15 protein-coding genes and 2 pseudogenes are annotated in these 20116 nt (G+C 68.0%); 10 read left to right on the top strand and 7 right to left on the bottom strand.

The window, feature by feature from the left end:
- Positions 1–42 precede the first annotated feature (42 nt).
- A complete protein-coding gene (locus ASF34_RS07870; RefSeq protein WP_056160397.1) occupies positions 43–2265 on the bottom strand; it encodes an FUSC family protein in 2223 nt (740 codons plus the stop codon).
- A gap of 256 nt (positions 2266–2521) precedes the next feature.
- On the opposite strand from ASF34_RS07870, the gene ASF34_RS07865 reads away from it, so the two are divergent.
- From ASF34_RS07865 to ASF34_RS07835, 7 genes are all read left to right on the top strand, one after another.
- Complete coding sequence (locus tag ASF34_RS07865; RefSeq protein WP_056160411.1) at positions 2522–4135, top strand: ABC transporter substrate-binding protein; 1614 nt, start codon at positions 2522–2524, stop codon at positions 4133–4135.
- 172 nt (positions 4136–4307) lie between these two features.
- Entirely contained in the window at positions 4308–5261 is a 954-nt protein-coding gene (locus tag ASF34_RS07860) for an ABC transporter permease (protein WP_056160394.1), read from the top strand.
- Entirely contained in the window at positions 5261–6190 is a 930-nt protein-coding gene (locus ASF34_RS07855; protein ID WP_018043406.1) for an ABC transporter permease, read from the top strand. Before ASF34_RS07860 ends, ASF34_RS07855 begins: the two co-directional genes overlap by 1 nt.
- The gene (locus ASF34_RS07850) at positions 6187–7248 is read left to right on the top strand and encodes an ABC transporter ATP-binding protein (protein WP_018043407.1); all 1062 of its coding nucleotides are present in this window, start codon (positions 6187–6189) and stop codon (positions 7246–7248) included. The genes ASF34_RS07855 and ASF34_RS07850 overlap by 4 nt, the downstream gene beginning before the upstream one ends.
- The gene (locus ASF34_RS07845) at positions 7245–8276 is read left to right on the top strand and encodes an ABC transporter ATP-binding protein (protein WP_056160392.1); all 1032 of its coding nucleotides are present in this window, start codon (positions 7245–7247) and stop codon (positions 8274–8276) included. The genes ASF34_RS07850 and ASF34_RS07845 overlap by 4 nt, the downstream gene beginning before the upstream one ends.
- A 186-nt stretch (positions 8277–8462) precedes the next feature.
- Positions 8463–9719, top strand: a complete 1257-nt coding sequence (locus ASF34_RS07840; RefSeq protein ID WP_056160390.1) for a Zn-dependent hydrolase — start codon at positions 8463–8465, stop codon at positions 9717–9719.
- A gap of 474 nt (positions 9720–10193) precedes the next feature.
- Positions 10194–11201 (top strand): PAS domain-containing protein, encoded by a 1008-nt coding sequence (locus ASF34_RS07835; RefSeq protein WP_244478934.1) that lies wholly within the window; start codon positions 10194–10196, stop codon positions 11199–11201.
- Between the two features lie 12 nt (positions 11202–11213).
- Here ASF34_RS07835 and ASF34_RS07830 read toward each other — a convergent pair whose 3' ends face one another.
- Together ASF34_RS07830 and ASF34_RS07825 are read right to left on the bottom strand one after the other, a co-directional pair.
- A complete protein-coding gene (locus ASF34_RS07830) occupies positions 11214–13298 on the bottom strand; it encodes a hypothetical protein (protein ID WP_056160388.1) in 2085 nt (694 codons plus the stop codon).
- 313 nt (positions 13299–13611) lie between these two features.
- Complete coding sequence (locus ASF34_RS07825; RefSeq protein WP_244478933.1) at positions 13612–15003, bottom strand: glycosyltransferase family 61 protein; 1392 nt, start codon at positions 15001–15003, stop codon at positions 13612–13614.
- 425 nt (positions 15004–15428) lie between these two features.
- Between ASF34_RS07825 and ASF34_RS07820 the strand changes: the two genes are divergently transcribed.
- Positions 15429–15839 carry an EF-hand domain-containing protein gene (locus ASF34_RS07820; protein WP_018043413.1) on the top strand — a complete coding sequence of 137 codons (411 nt, stop codon included), beginning with the start codon at positions 15429–15431 and terminating at the stop codon, positions 15837–15839.
- Between the two features lie 509 nt (positions 15840–16348).
- On the top strand, positions 16349–16582 hold the full coding sequence (locus tag ASF34_RS07815; protein ID WP_018043414.1) for a GcrA family cell cycle regulator: 234 nt from the start codon (positions 16349–16351) through the stop codon (positions 16580–16582).
- A gap of 126 nt (positions 16583–16708) precedes the next feature.
- Here the strand turns inward: ASF34_RS07815 and ASF34_RS07810 are convergent, their stop codons facing one another.
- Positions 16709–17383: a hypothetical protein gene (locus ASF34_RS07810; protein WP_056160384.1), complete on the bottom strand. Its 675-nt coding sequence runs from the start codon at positions 17381–17383 to the stop codon at positions 16709–16711.
- Positions 17384–17738: 355 nt separating this feature from the next.
- Between ASF34_RS07810 and ASF34_RS07805 the strand changes: the two genes are divergently transcribed.
- Positions 17739–18275 (top strand): superoxide dismutase family protein, encoded by a 537-nt coding sequence (locus ASF34_RS07805; protein ID WP_056160383.1) that lies wholly within the window; start codon positions 17739–17741, stop codon positions 18273–18275.
- Positions 18276–18388: 113 nt separating this feature from the next.
- Here the strand turns inward: ASF34_RS07805 and ASF34_RS07800 are convergent.
- From ASF34_RS07800 to ASF34_RS22720, 3 genes and pseudogenes are all read right to left on the bottom strand, one after another.
- Positions 18389–19456, bottom strand: a pseudogene (locus tag ASF34_RS07800) (transketolase C-terminal domain-containing protein); the annotation flags it as partial.
- 1 nt (position 19457) lies between these two features.
- Positions 19458–19867, bottom strand: a pseudogene (locus ASF34_RS23750) (1-deoxy-D-xylulose-5-phosphate synthase N-terminal domain-containing protein); the annotation flags it as partial.
- A 1-nt stretch (position 19868) separates the two neighbouring features.
- Positions 19869–20116 (bottom strand): 1-deoxy-D-xylulose-5-phosphate synthase N-terminal domain-containing protein (locus ASF34_RS22720; RefSeq protein WP_274533750.1); only part of this gene is annotated, 248 nt, incomplete at both ends.

Genomic DNA, 20116 nt, shown 5'->3' with positions numbered 1-20116 from the left:
CGCGAGACACGCCCCCCTTTAGCCCCGGGCGGGTGGAAAGACCTAGCGGCGGGCCGTCTCGGGGACGGCCTCGGCGGGGGCGGCCTCCTCGCGCGACCGTTGCGGGCGCAGGGTCTCGGCCAGCAGTTCCACCTGCGTCACGAGGCGCACGAGAGACTCGGCTCGGGGCAGGGCGGGATGGGCGGGCAGGGCGCCGCCATCCTCGGCGAGGCGGGCGAGGGTGGTGGTGATCCACAAGGTCCAGGCGCGGCACGCCTCCGCCTCGTCCCCGGCATCGCCCGCGAGCTCTTCGGCGAGAGCGGGCTTGGGCTCGGCGGCATGACGCAAGGCCGAGAGGCGCGCACCGATCCGGCGCAGGGTCGCATCGGCGACCATCGCGGTCTCGACCTGGGGGTGACGCCCGGCGCGGGGCTGCTGCAGGGCGCGGGAGAGGGCGGCCTCCAGGGTGTTGAGGGCGAGGCCGCTGGCCCGCGCCGCGGCCTCCGCCGCCCCGCTCCGCTCGGCCTCCACCCGATTCGAGAGCACGGTGCGCGCGAAATCGGCATGGGCCTTCACGGCCTTCCTGAGTTCGAGGCGGACCTGATCGGGCTCCCAGACCGGCCAGAGCAGCAGGCTGCTCGCCACCGCGATGAGGCCTCCGAGCAGGGTGAAGAGGGCGCGCATGCCCGCGACTTCCCAGGAGGCATGGCCGGGCTCCATCACCTCCACCAGCAGCACCACCAAGGGCGTCAGGCAGGCGATGAAGAAGGCATAGCTCACCTGCCGGGCGGCAAAACCGATGATGCTCAACGGAAAGATCAGCGCCGCGAGCGCCAGGGTCGTCGTGGCGAGGCTGGCGAGGAGGGCGCCGAACAGCCCGCCGAGCACCGTGCCGCCGATCCGCTCCAGCGCCCGCTGCCAGGTGGCGGCGTAGAAGGGCTGCATGGTCAGCACCACCGTGATGGTGAGCCAGTGCGTGAACGGCCCCGGCCAGAGCAGGGTGAGACCGAGGACCGGGGCGGTGACGGTGCTGGCGCGGATCGCGTGCCGCAGGTTCGGCGAGGCCAGGGTGAAGTTCGCCTTCAACGGGCCGACGAGCCTCTGGCGCAGGGGCAGGCTGGCGCTCCCCAGCAGCGTGCCGCCGGGGCGATACCCTTCCGGCGTCGAGAGCTTCGCCCCGATGCGGACGCGGTCGAGGATGCGCTCGGCCAGGGCCTTGAGGGCCGGGTCGGACGCGAATCCGCGTCCCGCCCGCGCGATCGAGCGCTCGATGCGCGGCAGGTCGAGGACGGTGTCGTCGCGGATCGCCCGCGCGACCACGAGGAGGAGCGGCCGCAGGCGGCGCAGCAGGCGCCGGGTCCGGACCTGGCGGTTGGGGTTCCGGTCGGCCTCGATCCGGTCGGACAGGGCGATGAGGGCGGCGAAGATCTGCTCGGCGCTCTCCAGCCGGATCAGGGCCTGGGCGGTGCGGTCGGAGACGCGCTCGCGGCTGCGGGCGAGGTCGACGATGAGGCCGCGGGCGAGCTCGATCGCCTCGCGCACGCCGCGGCGATGGGCGCGGGCATGGTCGTCGAATCCCGCCGCGCCGGCCTCGTCCGAGGCCGCGAGGTCTTCGAGATCGCCGCTGAGCAGAGCGAGCCGGCGCCAGACCTCGGCCACGGCCCTCTGGGTCGGGCGATAGGGGTTGAGCCGCCACAGAGCGAGGGCCAGCACCGTCGCCCACAGGCCGCCGGCCAGCACCATCGCTCCGGCGATGACGGCCTCGCCGCCGGTGAGGGGACGGTCGAGGGCGAAGGCCAGGACGAGGACGAGGACGTTGCCAGCGGTCTGCTCCTGCACGCCCCAGACCCGCGCATAGCTGCAGCAGAAGATGACGAGGGTGGCGAGGGGCACAACGAGCGCCGGGCCATGGGGCTGGAGCAGGCCGAACAGGCTCCAGATCAGGCTGCCGAGCACCGAGAACATGGCGAGCACCATCAGCCGGGAGCGCATCGGGCCGCCGATATCGGCAAAGCAGGTGAGGTTGGCCGCAAGCGCCATGATTAGGAGCGGGGGCCATGCCACGAATTCGTGGAGCAGGATGACGGTGCCGAAGGCGCAGGCCGCCCGGATGCCCTCGATGATGCTGAGCCCGCGCGGGTCGAGGGCGATCGGCAGGCGCGCGAGGTTCGATCCCGGCGTGGAGAGGGAGCCCCGCCCCATGAGGAAGCCGGCCACGCGCCCGCGCCGGAGGCCGCCGGAGACGGCGCCGCTGGCCTTGGCCCTGGGGTTCGGAGGGAGGGACAACCGGGACGCTCCGCCGGGCGGCATGCCCGGTGTGAGGCGGTTTAGAGCCGATTGCCGCAGCGCAAAACCCATGACGTCGCCCCCGCCGGGCGGGCCGGCCCCCAGCGCATGGCGAACCGCCCGGCCGCACTGGATTTCGTATGCATTTTCACCCGCCGGGGTTGGAAACGGTCCAGTCTGGCCGGCGCCTTGCATGGGCGTCCGGGACACCGGCAATTTCGCCGATCATCGGTCGACCGAGGAAAAGCACAACACGATGAAAGGCTTGGCAGAACATCTTCGCGTTGGACTCGTGGCCGCGGCGCTGGCCGCCGGCGGCATGGTGCCGACCGCATGGGCACAGGGAACGCTGCGGATCGGAATGACCGCGTCGGACATCCCGCTCACCACGGGGCAGGCCGACAATGGCGGCGAGGGCATGCGCTTCACCGGCTACACGGTCTACGACGCGCTCATCAACTGGGACCTGTCGAGCGCGACCAAGCCCTCCGACCTCACCCCCGGTCTAGCCACCTCCTGGGCGGTGGATGCCGCCGACAAGACCAAGTGGATCTTCAAGCTGCGCCCCGGCGTCACCTTCCACGACGGGTCGCCCTTCACCGCCGAGTCGGTGGTCTGGAACTTCGACAAGCTCCTCAAGACCGATGCGCCGCAATTCGATCCGCGCCAGTCGGCGCAGGGTAGGTCGCGCATCCCCGGTGTCTCCAGCTACCGCGTCGTCGATCCGATGACGGTGGAGATCACCACCAAGGCACCGGACGCGACGCTGCCCTACCAGATCGCCTGGATCATGATGTCCTCGCCGACGCAGTGGGAGAAGCTGGGCAAGAGCTGGGACGCGTTCGCCAAGACGCCGTCCGGGACCGGCCCGTGGAAGCTGACCCTGTTCGCCCCGCGCGAGCGCGCCGAGATGGCCCCCTTCGCCGAATACTGGGACAAGGCGCGGGTGCCCAAGCTCGACAAGCTGGTGCTGGTGCCCCTGCCGGAGGCCAATGCCCGCGTGGCGGCCCTTCGCTCGGGCCAGGTCGACTGGATCGAGGCCCCGCCGCCGGACGCCATCGCCTCCCTCAAGGGGGCGGGGTTCAGCATCGTCACCAACGCCTATCCGCATAACTGGACCTGGCACCTGTCGCGGGCAGAGGGTTCGCCGTGGAACGACATCCGCGTGCGCAAGGCCGCCAACCTCGCCGTCGACCGTGAGGGCATGAAGGAGATGCTCAGCGGCCTGATGATCCCGGCGCAGGGCTTCATGCCGCCGGGCTCGGCCTGGTTCGGCTCGCCGACCTTCAAGCCGACCTATGACCCCGACGCGGCCAAGAAGCTCCTGGCCGAGGCCGGGTACGGCCCCAACAAGCCCATCGTCACGAAGATCCTGATCGCGCCCTCGGGCTCGGGCCAGATGCAGCCCCTGCCGATGAACGAGCTGATCCAGCAGAACCTCGCCGATATCGGAATCAAGGTGAATTTCGAAGTCGTCGAGTGGAACGCGCTCATCAACCTGTGGCGGGCCGGCGCGAAGGCCGACGTGTCGCGCGGCGCCACGGGGATGAACTTCTCCTACTTCATCCAGGACCCCTTCACCGGCTTCATCCGCCATCTGCAATGCAATCTCGCCGCCCCCAACGGCACGAACTGGGGCCATTACTGCGACCCCGAGATGGACAAGCTGTTCGATCAGATCCGCACGACGTTCGATCCGGCCGAGCAGATCAAGGTGCTGCAGAAGGTCCACGAGAAATACGTCGACGAGGCGCTGTTCCTCATGGTCGCCCACGACACCAACCCGCGCGCCATGAGCTCGAAAGTGAAGGGCTTCGTCCAGGCCCAGAATTGGTACCAGGACTTCTCGCCCATCACCGTGGGGAAGTGATGACGAAGGCCGCCATGCATACCAACCCTCCCCCCTTTGCGGGGGAGGGTGCCTGCGGAGCAGGCGGGAGAGGGGGCGACCTCTCCGGACAAGGCGCTCCCCTCTCCCGACCCTCGCTGACGCGAGGGCCACCCTCCCCCGCAGAGGGGGGAGGGGGACGAGGGACCGCGCCATGCTGAGCTTCATCCTCCGCCGCCTCCTCACCGTCACCCCGGTGGCGCTCGGCGTGAGCATCGTCTGCTTCTCGCTGGTACATCTGGCGGACGGCGATCCCCTCAGCTCCATCCTGCCGGTGGACGCCACCCAGGAGACGATCGACGCCATGCGGATCGCCTACGGCTACGACAAGCCGCTGCCGGTCCAGTACGCCCTGTGGCTGTGGAAGGTGCTCCACGGCGATCTCGGCACGTCCATCGCCACCGGCAGGCCGGTCCTGAGCGAGGTCGGTCGCGCCGTCGTCAACAGCCTGATCCTCGCCTCCGTGGCGACCTTGATCGGCTTCACCTTCGGTTGCCTGTTCGGTTTCGTCGCCGGCTATTTCCGCGATTCCGTGCTCGACCGGGCGGCCTCCGCCATCTCGGTCTTCGGTGTGAGCGTGCCGCATTACTGGCTCGGCATGGTCCTGGTGATCGTGTTCTCGGCCCAGCTCGGCTGGCTCCCCTCCACCGGCGCCGGCCCCGACGGGTCGGGCAACTGGAAGCCGGATCTCGAGCACCTGCGCTACATCATCCTGCCCGCCATCACGATGTCGGTGATCCCGATGGGCGTCATCGCCCGCACCGTCCGGGCGCTGGTGGGCGACATCCTCTCCCAGGATTTCGTCGGGGCGCTCAGGGCGAAAGGCCTCTCCGAATTCGGCGTGTTCAAGCACGTGGTGAAGAACGCCGCTCCCACCGCTCTGGCGATCATGGGGCTGCAGCTCGGCTACCTGCTCGGCGGCTCGATCCTGATCGAGACGGTGTTCGCCTGGCCCGGCACCGGATTCCTCCTCAACGCCGCGATCTTCCAGCGCGACCTGCCGCTGCTGCAGGGCGCCATCCTCGTCCTGGCGATGTTCTTCGTCGCCCTCAACCTCATCGTCGACGTCGTGCAGACGGCGCTCGACCCGCGCATCGAGAGGAGCTGATGGCACTCGGGACCAGTCCGGCCGTATCGGCCATCGACATCGCCGGGGGCGCCCCTCCGCTCACCTCGACGCCGGAGGCCTTCGTCGCCTCGCGCGGGTTCTGGGGCAACGTGCTGGCCAAGCTCCTGCGCGATCCCGTGGCGATGATCGCCGCCTTCGTCATCCTCGCCATCGTGGTCATCGCGTTGCTGTCGCCGTGGATCACGCCCATGGACCCGTATCGTGGCTCGATGGTGCGGCGGCTCAAGCCCGTGGGCGACGCCACATACATTCTCGGCTCGGACGAGCTCGGGCGCGACATGCTGAGCCGCCTGATGCTGGGCGGGCGCCTCTCTCTGTTCATCGGCGTCACGCCGGTGATCCTCGCCTTCCTCCTCGGTTCCAGCATCGGCATCCTCGCCGGCTATGTCGGCGGCTGGCTCAATACCGTGCTCATGCGCACCATCGACGTGTTTTTCGCCTTCCCCTCGGTGCTTCTGGCCATCGCCCTCTCCGGCGCCCTGGGGGCGGGCGTGTTCAACTCCATCGTCTCGCTGACCTGCGTGTTCACGCCCCAGATCGCCCGCGTGGCCGAGAGCGTGACGACGCAGATCCGCTCACGCGACTATGTCGACGCCGCCCGCCTGTCCGGCGCCTCCACCCTGACGATCCTGCGCGCGCAGGTGCTCGGCAACGTGCTCGGACCGATCTTCGTCTACTCGACCAGCCTCATCAGCGTGTCGATGATCCTGGCCTCGGGCCTCTCCTTCCTCGGTCTCGGCGTGAAGCCGCCGGAGCCCGAATGGGGCCTGATGCTCAACACGCTGCGCACCGCGATCTACGTGAACCCAATGGTCGCGGCGCTGCCCGGCCTCGCGATCTTCATCGTCTCGATCTCGTTCAACCTGTTCTCGGACGGCCTGCGTTCGGCAATGGAAGTGAAGTCATGAGCACGCCCATCGCGTCGAGCCCGCTCTCCTCCCGCGACCGGGGCGGCCCGGGCCAGCCACTCCTCACCGTCGAGGGGTTGGTGAAGCATTTCCCGGTCAAGAAGGGGATCGGCGGAAAGAAGGCCGTCGTGCGCGCCGTGGACGGCGTCGATTTCGATATCAAGAAGGGCGAGACCCTGGGGGTCGTCGGCGAATCCGGCTGCGGCAAGTCCAGCACCGCCCGCCTCATCATGGGCCTGACCCAGCACGACAAGGGCGAGATGCTGTTCGACGGCGAACGCATCGGCAGCCGGGCGCTGCCCCTGCGCGAGTTTCGCGCCCAGGCCCAGATGGTGTTCCAGGACAGCTACTCGTCGCTCAACCCGCGCATGACCATCGAAGGGTCCATCGCCTTCGGGCCACGGGTCCACGGCGTGCCCAAACGCCAGGCCATCGAGCGGGCGCGCAGCCTCCTCGCCCGTGTCGGCCTGGAACCGGCGCGCTTCGCCGCCCGCTATCCGCACGAACTGTCCGGCGGCCAGCGCCAGCGCGTGAACATCGCCCGCGCCCTGGCGCTGGAGCCGCGCCTCGTGGTCCTCGACGAGGCGGTCTCGGCCCTCGACAAGTCGGTGGAGGCGCAGGTTCTGAACCTGCTGATGGACCTCAAGCAGGAATTCGACCTCACCTACCTGTTCATCAGCCACGACCTCAACGTCGTCCGCTTCATCTGCGACCGGGTGGCGGTGATGTATCTCGGGCAGGTGGTGGAGATCGGCCCGGCCGACACCGTGCTGGCCGACCCCGCCCATCCCTATACCAAGGCGCTCCTGTCCTCGATGCCGTCGATGGACCCGGACAACCGCACCACCGTGGCCCCGCTGGCCGGAGACCCGCCCAACCCCATCGACCCGCCGCCGGGATGCCGCTTCAACCCGCGCTGCAGTCTCGTGGAGGATATCTGCCGGAGCCATGCTCCGCCCCTCGCCCCGGTCGACCCCGTCCACCGCGTCGCCTGCCTCGCCCGCCAGCCGGGCTCCGGCCATTCGGCGGCGCCGTCCGCGGAGGCGGTCGCAGCATGAGCGAGCCCAGGACGAAGCCCCCGGCCGGACCCGCCGTCGAAATCCAAGGCCTGAAGGTCACCTTCGGCGGCAAGGTCCGCGCCGTGGATGGGGTCGATCTCACCCTCGGCCGAGGCCAGGCCATCGCCCTCATTGGCGAGTCGGGCTCGGGCAAGAGCGTGACCCTGCGCGCGATCATGCGCCTCAACCCCGAGCGCAAGACGGCGATCGAAGGCCGCGTCCTCGTCGCCGGCCGCGACGTGATGGCCATGGGCAAGCGCGACCTGACGGCGTTACGCGGCCGCGAAGTCGCGATGATCTTCCAGGAGCCGCTGCTGGCCCTCGATCCGGTCTATACGGTGGGCCGCCAGATCATGGAGGCGATCCGCCAGCACGAGGGGATCGGCGCGGCCGAAGCACGCGCCCGCGCGCTGCAGCAATTCGAACGGGTGCGCATTCCGAGCCCGGAGCGGCGGCTCGACGCCTATCCGCACGAGATGTCGGGGGGCATGCGCCAGCGCGCGATGATCGCCCTCGCCCTCGCCTGCAACCCCAAGGTCCTCCTCGCCGACGAGCCGACGACGGCCCTCGACGCCACGGTGCAGATCCAGATCCTGCTGCTGCTGCGCGACCTGCAGGCGGAGCTTGGACTCTCCACCCTCTTCGTCACCCACGATCTCGGTGCCGCCGTCGAAGTCGCCGACCGGATCGCGGTGATGTATGCCGGCCGCATCGTGGAGGAGGGCTCGGCCCGGCACGTGGTGCTCAACCCGCATCATCCCTACACGATCGGCCTGCTGCGCAGCCGCGCCGACGGGGCGCTCGCCAAGGGCTCGCGGCTCCAGACCATCCCGGGAAGCCCGCCCGACCTCGCCAACCGCCAGCCGGGCTGCCCCTTCGCACCGCGCTGCTTCCTCGCCGAGGAACGCTGCCGCGTGGGCGACCCGCCGGTGGTCGAGGCCGGACCTGGCCATCGCGCCGCCTGCTGGAAGACCGACGAGGCGGCGCGGAGCTTCCAGGCACAGCGGGCGGAGATGGTGGAGGCGTAGCTCTCCTCCCCACGACCTCGCCCTGGGGTGCCAGAGCGAAGTGCAGGCCTCGAAGGAGACCTCCCATTCACCCTCCGATCCTTGGAAGCCTCCTTCGAGGCCGCTTCGCGGCAACTCAGGATGAGGAGGAGGGGTGGAGGACAGATCCAGGTCCCAAAAGACCGAACCGAGACAACGGATACGCATATGAGCACGACCCACAATCTCCGCGTCGACGGCGCGCGCCTGTGGTCCACGATCATGGAGACCGCCCGGTTCGGCGCCACCCCGGCCGGCGGAATCAACCGGCTGACCCTGTCGCAGGAGGATGGCCGGGTCCGGGACTGGTTCCGGGATGCCTGCGAGGCGGCGGGACTGGAGGTGCGTGTCGATGCGCTGGGCACTCAGTTCGCCCTGCGGCGCGGACGCGACATGACGCGCCTGCCGGTCGCCTGCGGCTCGCATCTCGACACGCAGCCCACGGGGGGCAAGTTCGACGGCATCCTCGGCACCCTGGCGGGCCTGGAGGTCATGCGGGCGCTGAACGACGCCGGCATCGAAACCGAGGCGCCCCTGCTCCTCGTCAACTGGACCAACGAGGAGGGCTCGCGCTACGCCCCCGCCATGATGGCCTCCGCCGCCTATGCCGGAGAATTCACGGTGGAGGACATCCATTCCCGGCGGGATGCCGCTGGTATCCCCGTCAAGCAGGCGCTGGAGGCCATCGGCTATCTCGGAGACGAGCCGGTGGGCGAGCGCAGGATCGGCGCCTTCGTGGAACTGCATATCGAGCAGGGGCCGATCCTGGAGGCCGAGGCGACCACCATCGGCGTCGTCGAGGGCGGGCAGGGGATCGCTTGGTTCGACGGCGTGGTGACGGGTTTCGAGAGCCATGCGGGCACGACGCCGATGCCGCGCCGTCGCGACGCCCTCAACGGCTTCGCCGAAATCGCGCTGGCCGTCGAGCGGATCGCCCATGCCCACGGTCCCACGGCGGTGGCGACGATCGGCGAGGCGGTGATCGGCGCGCCGTCGCGCAACGTCATCCCCGGCCGCATCCGCTTCACCCTCGACGTGCGCGATCCGAAAGCCGAGACCCTCGACGCGGTCGAAAGCGAGTTACGAGCGGAACTCGACGCCATCGCCGGCCGGCGCAAGCTCATTATCGAGTTGACCCGGATCTGGCGAAAGGAACCCGTGCCGTTCGATGCCGGGGTTGTGGGCGCCGTCGAGGCGGCGACCAGGGGCTTGGGTTTCAGCCATCGCCGCATGGTCTCGGGCGCTGGCCACGATGCCTGCAACATCGCCGCCCTCGCCCCGACGGCCATGATCTTCGTGCCCTGCCGCGACGGGATCAGCCACAACGAGGCGGAATCGGCGACGCAGGGCGATTGCACCGCCGGCGCCGATGTCCTGCTCCAGACCCTTCTGACCCTGGCCAACGCACCGGTTCGGGCCGGCTGAGCGGGACGCCATGTGCGCCGGGCGAAGCCGACGCCGCACCGCTTCCGGCCATTCACCGCGCGAGACCGCCGAGAATCCCTCTGAGGTTCCCGTCACCGGCACGCGACATGCGAGTTCGCCCGCATCGAAAGGGGCGATCGCACCGGTTCCGTCATGGGCGCGGCTGTGACGGACGCCCGCAGGAGGGCCGGGATGGCGGGGGCAGATGCATGACCTCGCCCATCCACGGGGTGGCAACGGGGACGGACAATGCACCGAGCGAAATTATGTCCCATTCGCCCTACAGCGGGTTGTGCGGCAGGAGAAAAACACGCAACGACATAGTGTTTCGGAACATCCTGGCATAAAATCGTTCATGTCAGGCGGCACATTGGCCGAGGAGAAAGAAACATGCCGCCACGGTCGTCGATGGATCCATCCGGACGGTCGGATGGCGCATCGCGCCGGTTGCCCTCCCGCCGCCTCCTGAAGTTCATGCAACATGCCACGGATGTCGGCTTCTGGTCGGCGGACCTCGAAGAGCTCGACATCCACGGATCGATCGGCCTCCATCGCGTTCTCGGCCTTTCCCCCTCGGTCGCCCTGAGCTTCGGCGTCGTGGAGGCCATGATGCATCCCGACGACCGTGCCGCGCATACGGATATGCTGACCCTGCTGCGCGAAGGGCAGCCGCTCCGGCGCGAGTTCCGCATCATCCGGCCGGACCAGACTTTGCGCTGGATCGCCAGCCATGCCGAGGTGGTGCTCGGCCCCGGCAACCGCCCGAGCCAGGCGATCGGCGTCGTCGAGGACGTGACCGATCGCTACGATGCGAAGCATTCCACCAAACAGGGACCCGATCGCTTCGAGGCTCTGCTCTCGGCCACGGCTGCGGTGGTCTGGATCGTCAGCCCCGATGGGAAGTCGATCGACATGCCGCTCTGGGAGGAGCTCACCGGGCAGCGACACGATCAGTTCCAGGGCCTCGGCTGGATCGACGTCCTGCATTCCGACGACAGGGAACGCACGAACTTCGCCTGGCGGACGGCCCTCAGCCACGACACGGCCTACAACACCGACTACAGAATCCTCTGCGTCGATGGGGTCTATCGCTGGTTCAACGCCCGTGGCGTGCCGATCATGAACCGGGACGGCTCGGTGAAGGAATGGGTCGGCGTGTGCCTGAGCGTCCCCGGACAGAGCCGCTTCCAGGCGGCCTCGTCGAGCACGGACGCTCGCGGGCCCGCGACCGATATCGGCCGCGGCAGCAGGGATCTCACCTCCGCACAGGTCCGGGCCGCGCGCGGGATGGCCGGCCTGTCGAAGGACGAATTGGCGCGGCGGGCGAGCGTATCGGTCTCGACCATCGTGCGGATCGAAGATCCGGAGGCGACCATCCGCCCGCGACGCGACACGGTGCAGGCGGTGCGTCAGGTTCTCGAACAGGCAGGCGTCGTCTTCACCTTCGATCCGGGGCAGAAGCCCGGTGTGCGGGAGGCGTGAGGCCGCCTCCGCTCAGGCGCTCGCGTCGCTGGGCGCGGGCTGCTTGAACCGTTCCTTCATCCGCTTGCCGAGATCCGCCTTGCGCGCATTCAGGGCGAGACGGATGGCGCGGTCGATATCGGCCGGGGAGACATCGTTGATCTGGCCTGCGAGCGCCAATAGGCGCTCGTCGTCGGAGAAGGTCAGTTCGCAGCGATAGAGCAGCATCAGCACGCGTCCGTTCCGGGGATCGACCTGAAGCGCCCGTGACAAGACCTGGGCTCCCTCGCCGGCGGCGCCATAGCGGAACAGCCGGTCGCCCGCCTCCAGCATCAGGGCGAGATCCGCACCGGCCACATGGGCGACGGCACGCCACGCCGCCAGGATCGATTCCTCGTCGCCCGTCGGCTCGAGCGCCTTGGCGGCCAGCCGACGGATCCGCCCCTGACCGTTGGTCATCAGGGCGGAAACGTAATAGCTGAGCCGGTCCTCGCTCTTTTCCTCTTCCGCAAGACGCCCCAGAGTCTTCCAGGGCTCTTCCAACTCGGCATCCGCCTGGCACGCACGCAGGATCAGTTCCCCGCCGCGCTCGCGATCTCCCTTGATCAGGGCGATCTCACCGAGAAGCCAGATGCCGGTGGCGCCGTCCGCCTCCCGCCGGATCTCGGCCTCTGCGATCTCGGCTAGGGCGTCGACATCCTGCTGTTTCAGGGCGCGCCCGATTCTGACCGGAAGGGCTTCCTCGGCAACGGATTCGAGAAGGGTAGACGAGCCGCCATCCTCGATCGCCTTCACCTCCGGACGGCGCGCGCGCTGGGCGAGGCGCACGGCCCGTTCGGCCTCCTCCGGGTAGAACTCCACGATGAGAGCCGCCAATTCGGCCAACCGCTCGTTGTCGGAAAAGAGCAGTTCACTGCGGTAGAGCATCACCAGGAGGCGGCCATTCGTCGGATCGGCCGCATAGGCGGCCTCGAAGATCCGGGCCGCATCCTCCCCCGCCCCCGCGCGGAGCAAGCGGTCGCCGGCCTCGATCAGCACGCCCACATCCGTCCGGGCCGCGGCAGCGACTCTACGCCAAGCGTCGGCGGCCGCCGCGTCGGTGCCGGTCTGCTCGATGATCTTGGCGGCCATCCGCAAGATCCGGCATTGATCGTTGGTCATCAGCACGGAGGCCAGGAGCTTGAGCCTCTCCTCGTCCTGCTCGTCTTCGGCGACGCGCACCAGGGCCTTCCACGGCTCCTCGAAGGAGGGGTTGGCCTGACAGGCGCGTATGATCAGGTCGATGCCGCGTCGACGGTCCCCCCGCGACAGGGCGAGTTCCCCATACAGCCAGATCGCCGTGGGGCTATCCGGATCGTCCTGCATCTCGGACGTGGCGATGGCGGCCACCATCGGCCAATCTTCGAGCTTCAGGGCGCGACGGATCCGCGCCAGCAAGGTCTCGGTGGCATCGACATCGGGCTTGTTGAGGTCAACCAGCCTCATGTATTCGTGGATGGCCCGCTGAGCATTGGAGTAGAGGACGATCTTATCGGCCTGCACCACGCCGACGATGTCGCAGAACTCCCGCACCTGGGCGACGTTCGACGAAATGACGATGAAACCGCTCGTGGCCGAGCGTTGCTTGATCACGCTGGCGAAACGGTCGGTGAACTCAGCCGTCTGCGGAAGAATGTCACCGTCGACGAAGTAAGTCTCGTAGGGCAGCCCGTAGGACAGGGCATACCGAAACGCCACTGCGATATCGGCGGGCACGTGCTTGTACGGCACGTCCATGAAGGCATCGATATTGGCCACGAAGGCGACGAACTTGATCAGGCTCCCGGGCTCGATGCGGTGCATCTTGGCCGCGAACACGCAGTTCCGCCTCAGCGTATGGAGGGCGACGATCCCAGCCATGCGACCGACGGGACTCGAGATGTCAGCCTCGCGCCGCACCTTGCCGACGGCGGGCTGCCTCACTCCCGAGATGAGGTCGCTGAACGCGCGGCGCTCGATCTTCGAGGCGCAGAGGATGCCGACGCGACGGTTCGTCGGGATGACCCCGGAGAGGCCGCACAGAACCGCATGCGACCGCGACTGAAGCGACCTGACCCAGACGTTCTCCAAGATCAGCATGAACCATCTCGCCAGGAGACCGGTGGACAGCCCTTCACTGAACGTGTTCCCGGTCGAGCGCCCAATCCCGATCTCCCAACCCGAAATCTAATGCCGCGTCACGCGAGGACGCAACAGCCCGCATCGATACACCGCGTCTCGACAAAGGCTTAGCCGAACGCTTCGACCCGGCCGACCGAGTCCGGCCCCCATGCCGGTGCCGGGTGTCTCCCATGAACGCAGCCCCTGCTGCAACGACGTGGCCGGAATGAGGGCGCCCATTCGTCGGGGCACCTCCAACAATCGCGTGATCCGCCGCCGGACAGGGGGCCCTTCACCCCATCCGGGACCGGTCGCCGGCATCCTCCACGCGAACGTGAGCGGCCGCATCGCCGGGCCGCTCATCGAGATAATCGAGGAAGGCCGGGGCATCCACGGTCCAACTGTCCATCGCGCCGTGGTGAGGCTCCAGCCAGCCGCGATAGCGATGTCCCATCACGAGGCTGAGCCGGGCATAGTTCAGACGCAGGAAGTAGGTCCCGTCCTGGACCGGCACGATCTCGGTGATGTGGGTTCCGGGCTCCGAGAAGACGATATGTGCCAACCCGGCCCCATGAGGAGCGACGATCCGCTTCGCCGACGAGACGACGAAGACCTGCTGCCACAGGGGCATGGTCCCGAGGGCGACGCCCGCATAGCCCCTCGTCGTGATCTGGGTCTCGAGTTCGGCTTCGTTTCTCATGACCCGTCGGCTCGAATCGCGGCGGGAGATGTAGATCGCATCGCCGGCGCTCACGTTTTCCTGCGCAGCGATGGCACGGGCGGACCGCTTCACCCGCTCGATGACGGGTGCCACCTGCTCCCAATAGCTGAAACCCTGCATGCCGCTGCGGGCGATCAGCAGCCGCTGGACGAAGACCGCATCACCGACATCCACCACCGTCTGGGGCAGGCCGGCCAGACGCAGGGTCTCCTTCTCGAAGGAGGGGGCCTCGTCGCTCAGGAGGATCACCGCATCCGGCGCCCCGTCCTCCAGCATCCAGGCGAAGAGCGGCAGGCGATCCACCAGCCAGTGATAGATGCCGCGCGTGCTCTTGATGGCGAAGAAGCCTGTCGCGATGCCGGGCACTTCCGCGCGCGACAAGCGGGAAATGGGCGTTCCCTTCGAGACGATGAGGCTGCCGTCCTCCTTCCAGATCTGGCCGTTCCGGTCCACGAACACCTCCCGGTGCTCGATGATCTCGGGCGGCTTTGCCCGGGCGACCTTGGTCCGGAAGCTCTCGATATCTGCGGTGACCTTGATGGCGTGGCGCGGCGGGGTTCGCTCGCTCGACCGGATCTCGACGGAGCCCTGAACCCGCTGCCCGGAGCCGAAGAACGGAAATCGAATCGTCGTGGCCGCCGCCTTGACGACGCCCGCCGCGGCAGAGGATCCGACGGGGACGGCCTTCGCCATGGCCGCCTTGATCGCCGACCGGAGGGCGGCATCCTTGGTATGGGGGAGGAATGATTTCGCCTGGTGGGCGAATCTCGCCTCGGCCATCACGGCCGCATCGGCGGTGAAGACCGCCCATGCGGCCGCCGCTTCGCCGAGCATCAGGAACCTCTGGCTCACCGCATACCGATCCCGCGTCGACCATCGCGCGCCCAGGCACTGGCTTTCGGCCCAGGCCAATGCTTCGACGTCACGCATCTCGCCGGCGGCGCGGATGAACATGCCCATCATCGACGGGCTTTTCTTGAGTCGCTCGCCGTTACGGGCCCGTGTCAGGATCGTCGGCCAATCGCCTCGCTCGAAGGCCAATTCGAAATCCCGGTACTTGAATCCCGTCCCCCTGAAGACGGCCCAACGCCAGATGCGCCTGAGAAGACGACGGCCGGTTTCCATGACGGGCTGAAACATAGTGATGGATCATGTCCTTCGTTGCTTCCCATGACATCGCTCCTTCATGAAGGAGAAGGGAAAACCAATCCGTCATCAGCGGCATGTGTCGTGTGCCCGTGCCCTTTGGGGCTCCAATCCGCCGGTATCGGAGAGTCCGTCATCCACAGCCGGCCCAAGAACGGGCCGCTGCCCTGCAATAGAGTACCTTCGCATCTGCAAAAGCCTGTGATAGTTCCACAACGCTGACGCAATTAGGAGGTTTACGCATGCTCAACCGGTCAAAGCTCCCCCTTTTCCTTGCCATCGCCGCCCTGGCCGTCCCCTTCGCCGTCGCCACCCCGGCCTCCGCCAAGGGCAACAAGATCATCTCCATGATCGACACTGACAATGACGGCACGATCGACCTGAAGGAAGTCCAGGCCGTCGCCAGCGCCAAGTTCGACGCCCTCGAAGGCGACAAGGACGGCACCCTCGACGCCAAGGAGCTCAAGGGTCGCGGTGGCAAGAAGGTGATCGCGGAAGCCGATCCGGACAAGGATGGCACGATCGACAAGAAAGAGTACCTCGCCCTGGTCGAGTCCCGCTTCAAGGCGGCCGATCCGGACAACGACGGCACCCTCGATGCGGCCGAGCTGAAGACCCCGGCCGGCAAGGCCCTGGTCAAGCTGCTCAAGTAAGCCGGCAGGGGCCGCGCTCGCCGCGAGCGGGCCGGACCACGGCTTCGAACAACGACCAGACCCCATGTGCCGGCCGGCGCATGGGGTTTTTTCGTCGTCTCGGACGTGAGCGAAGGTTTCGCGAGGCGCTCGAAGGCCGACGTACCCGGCGAATCACTGCGCGGCGTCGACCGGCGACGGATGATCCGATGGTCGGCATTCTCAAAAAAGAAAGGGATTTGGCGCTAGAAGAGGCGAACTCGACCTCGAACCACGCCGAAAGACGCCAGAATCTGTGCGCTGCAGCACCTTGATGCGTCGAGACTTGTTTAAGGGCGAAAGATCCCTAGATACAGTGACATCATGACAGCGTCGTATCGCGGCTTCCCATGAAGTCACGGGGCGGATCGGAAGCAAGCGGGGCATCGTTGTGCCTCGTGGCGGAAGGACCGTTCCTACGGCGGATTTCAATCCACGGTCCCACCGGGCGTGCGCCCGCCAGAGACGCAGATCCTGCGAGTACGTTTTACATGAATCAACTCGTTCGCCTGTCACAGATCGGCGATGCTGACGCCATTGCCGAACCGTCGGCCGAACTGCGCGTCCCCTTCGCACAGTCGGGCGCCTTCGTCTGCAAGTTCATCATCGGCGAGCCGAACGATCGCGCGGTCTGTTGTGGCGCACCTGCGCCGGACGGCAAGAGCTGGTGCGCGTTTCACCGCCGCATCGTCTTCGAGCCGGCACGTCCCGGCCGCCTTCGCTAAAGCGGTCTTCGCTTCCCCCGCTATCATGGAATGCCTCGCCGGCTCTCGCCAGCGAGGTTTTTTGCGTGGGCGGAGTAATGCGCAAGCCCAGTCAGAAACGCCGACGGTAAAGCCCGGCTCGCACGATCAGTCTTCGGGATCGCCCCGATCCTCGGGCCCGCGGAGAGCCTCCAAGGGGCGTCCGTCCATCGTGCGGGGGTCATTCGAGCGGACGACGAGATATCCCGCCTCGCGGGCCTCCCGCAGGCGGGCCGCCTGATAATCTCTGCCCCCGTCATCCCGGCGGCGATAGGCCGGCCCCTCTTCCGGGAGGTAGCCGTAGCGATAGCCGGGAGTGTCATCGTAGTTCGGCTGAAAGGCGCGGACGGTCCAGGTTCCGTCTCTCGCCGCCCGGCTGGCGGGCGCCCTGACGGCGACGGAGCGGATGGTCTCGCGTCCGGCGGGGACCAGGCGTCGGGCGATCCCGTGGCCGGGTGCCTTTCTGCTCGCATGCCGGCTGGCCGTGACGGACCGGGGTCTGGCAGCCGCGTCACGGCGGTTTCGCGCCGCCTTCCCGGCACGGGCCGTCGCGTCGGCCTTCCGGACATCCTGCTGCTTGCCATCCTCGCGCCCGGCGACGGGTGAGGGTGCGGCCTTCCGGTCGGGCGGATCGGTCCATGCACGGCCGGCGGGAGCGGGCGTCGCGTCTTTGGCGAGGGGCGCGTCCTGAGCGGAAACGGTATCGATCATCGGCATGGCGCAGAGCGCCGACAGGCCGAGCGCCGAAACGATGGTCGACAACCGATGAAGACGCATTGGCATCGACTCTCTCCAGGCTGGTGCCGAGAGATCGGACGCATATCGGCGTTCCACCTCCGCACGCGCCGCCCGGCAATCGCTGTCGGACTGAGATGTCAGCTTAACGAAAGCTTACGATGGCGTCCACGATGCTATGTTAACCGGCATTCCGTTTGGGGTGGATGCCCCGTGGGGATGCCCGGCACCGGACCTGCTTCGGTGTCCGGATGCGGTTGCCGTCCGGGCTCGGCCGACACACATGGCACCCGACCCGACCGCGACGACAGCCTTACCCGGGCCATCGTCGTCGGACACGGTCGCGGCCGGGATTTTCCTTGCAGAGCTCCACAATCGCCCCGGCGTGGAGAGGAGAAACGCCATGAGACGATTCCTGTCGGTCCTCGCCCTCGTGGGCGGCGTCACGCCCGCCCTCGCGCAGGCGCCTGCCCCGGCGGCAAATACCGCGCCGCAGACCTACGAGAGCAAGGTCGTCAACACGAAGGGCGAACCGATCGGAACGGTCACCATCCGCGATGGAGCGAGCGCCCTGGTGCTGCGTCTGGCGATCCAGCCCGGTGGCCTGCCTCCTGGCTGGCACGGCATCCATTTCCACGCCGTGGCCGATTGCTCGGACATGGAGAAGTTCGAGAAATCGAAGGCTCACGTCAATCACGACCAGAGCAAGCACGGCCTGCTCAACCCGGAAGGGCCTGACGAGGGCGACCTGCCCAACGTCTATGCCAATGCCGATGGCTCGGTGAATGCGGAGGTGTCGAGCGAGACGCCGCTCACGGGCGAGGGCGGGTTGAAGGATGCCGACGGCTCGGCCTTCATCATCCACGCCAACGAGGACGACCATACCAGCCAGCCGATCGGCGGGGCGGGCGCCCGCCTCGCCTGCTCGGTCATCAAGTAGCCGGCCATCGCATCCTCGGCGCAGGGCCGCCGGAGGATGCGAATGCCGCGAACGGCATCACGGCCGCCGCAGAAGCGGAGCCGTGATGCCGAGCTCTCGTGTTTGTCGTCCGGTCAGCGCTGGCCGTTGCCGATGCTCACGAGCTTGGCACCGCTGCGTGCCTTCTGCTCGGGGAGGGCGGCCTGGACGGTCCTGACGATGCCGTCGGCGTCGAGGCCGGCCTCGGCGTACATCGCCTCCGGGCTGTTGTGGTCCTGGTAGGTGTCCGGCAGCGTCAGGGTCCGCACCCGCACCCGGCCCGTGTCCAGCGCCCCCTTCTCCGACAGGAGATGCAGCACCATTGCGCCGAAGCCGCCCACCGAACCCTCTTCCAGGGTGACCAGGACCTCGTGGCTCGCCGCCAGATCCAGGATCATCGCTTCGTCCAGCGGCTTGGCGAAGCGCGCATCCGCCACGCTCACGGCGATCCCCGCCGTCTCCAGAAGGTCGGCCGCCTTCAGCGCCTCAGACAGACGCGTGCCGAGGCTCAGCAGCGCCACCCGCGCCCCCTCGGGGCGCTTGACGATCCGGCCCTTGCCGATGGGAAGCGGCACGCCGCGCTCGGGCAGGTCGACGCCCACCCCCTCGCCGCGCGGGTAGCGCAGGGCGATCGGGCCGCTGTCATGGGCATGCTGGGTCGCCACCATGTGGACCAGTTCGGCCTCGTCGGAGGCCGCCATCACCACCATGTTCGGCAGGCAGCAGAGATAGGCCAGATCGAACGCGCCCGCATGGGTCGCCCCGTCCGCGCCCACCAGACCCGCCCGGTCGAGGCAGAACCGAACGGCTAAGTTCTGCAGCGCCACGTCGTGCACGACCTGATCGTAGGCCCGCTGCAGGAAGGTCGAGTAGATCGCCACGAACGGCTTGTAGCCCTCCGTCGCCARGCCGCCCGCGAACGTCACCGCATGCTGCTCGGCGATGCCCACATCGAAGGTCCGGTCCGGATGCGCCTTGCCGAACAGGTCGATCCCGGTGCCGCCCGGCATCGCCGCCGTGATCGCCACCACCTTGTCGTCGGCATCCGCCGCCTTGATCAGGCTCTCGCCGAAGACGCGGGTATAGGCCGGTGCGTTCGGCTTGGCCTTGGCCTGGACGCCCGACAGCACGTCGAACTTCACCACCCCGTGGTAGCGGTCGGCNCCGGCATCGCCGCCGTGATCGCCACCACCTTGTCGTCGGCATCCGCCGCCTTGATCAGGCTCTCGCCGAAGACGCGGGTATAGGCCGGTGCGTTCGGCTTGGCCTTGGCCTGGACGCCCGACAGCACGTCGAACTTCACCACCCCGTGGTAGCGGTCGGCGGAAGCCTCGGCCGGGGCGTAGCCCTTGCCCTTCTGGGTCACGACATGGAGCAGGATCGGCCCCTGGTCCGAATCGCGCACGTTCTTCAGGATCGGCAGGAGATGGTCGAGGTTATGGCCATCGACCGGGCCGACATAGTGGAAGCCCATCTCCTCGAACATCGTGCCGCCGCCCACCACCAGGGAGCGGGCATATTCCTCCGCCGCCGCCGCGCGCTGGTAGATCGCCTTCGGCAGGAGCTTGCCGAGCNTCCTCGAACATCGTGCCGCCGCCCACCACCAGGGAGCGGGCATATTCCTCCGCCGCCGCCGCGCGCTGGTAGATCGCCTTCGGCAGGAGCTTGCCGAGTTGCTTGGCGGTCTCGCGCAGGCCGCGATAGGTCCCGCCCGAGGCGAGCCTGGCGAAATAGGCCGACATCGCCCCCACCGGCGGGGCGATCGACATGTCGTTGTCGTTCAGGATCACGATCAGGCGCGAATGCAGCGCCCCGGCATTGTT

Origin of the sequence: Methylobacterium sp. Leaf106 (assembly GCF_001422895.1) — a bacterium.
Classification (GTDB): domain Bacteria; phylum Pseudomonadota; class Alphaproteobacteria; order Rhizobiales; family Beijerinckiaceae; genus Methylobacterium; species Methylobacterium bullatum.
Note: the sequence above shows the minus strand (reverse complement) of the source record. Positions and strands in the feature narration are given on the sequence as shown.

Coding starts and splice junctions, on each gene's coding strand:
- ASF34_RS07865 (WP_056160411.1), top strand. CDS start 2,522: ATGAAAGGCTTGGCAGAACATCTTCGCGTTGGACTCGTGGCCGCGGCG.
- ASF34_RS07860 (WP_056160394.1), top strand. CDS start 4,308: ATGCTGAGCTTCATCCTCCGCCGCCTCCTCACCGTCACCCCGGTGGCG.
- ASF34_RS07855 (WP_018043406.1), top strand. CDS start 5,261: ATGGCACTCGGGACCAGTCCGGCCGTATCGGCCATCGACATCGCCGGG.
- ASF34_RS07850 (WP_018043407.1), top strand. CDS start 6,187: ATGAGCACGCCCATCGCGTCGAGCCCGCTCTCCTCCCGCGACCGGGGC.
- ASF34_RS07845 (WP_056160392.1), top strand. CDS start 7,245: ATGAGCGAGCCCAGGACGAAGCCCCCGGCCGGACCCGCCGTCGAAATC.
- ASF34_RS07840 (WP_056160390.1), top strand. CDS start 8,463: ATGAGCACGACCCACAATCTCCGCGTCGACGGCGCGCGCCTGTGGTCC.
- ASF34_RS07835 (WP_244478934.1), top strand. CDS start 10,194: ATGCAACATGCCACGGATGTCGGCTTCTGGTCGGCGGACCTCGAAGAG.
- ASF34_RS07830 (WP_056160388.1), bottom strand. CDS start 13,298: ATGCTGATCTTGGAGAACGTCTGGGTCAGGTCGCTTCAGTCGCGGTCG.
- ASF34_RS07825 (WP_244478933.1), bottom strand. CDS start 15,003: ATGATGGGCATGTTCATCCGCGCCGCCGGCGAGATGCGTGACGTCGAA.
- ASF34_RS07820 (WP_018043413.1), top strand. CDS start 15,429: ATGCTCAACCGGTCAAAGCTCCCCCTTTTCCTTGCCATCGCCGCCCTG.
- ASF34_RS07815 (WP_018043414.1), top strand. CDS start 16,349: ATGAATCAACTCGTTCGCCTGTCACAGATCGGCGATGCTGACGCCATT.
- ASF34_RS07810 (WP_056160384.1), bottom strand. CDS start 17,383: ATGCCAATGCGTCTTCATCGGTTGTCGACCATCGTTTCGGCGCTCGGC.
- ASF34_RS07805 (WP_056160383.1), top strand. CDS start 17,739: ATGAGACGATTCCTGTCGGTCCTCGCCCTCGTGGGCGGCGTCACGCCC.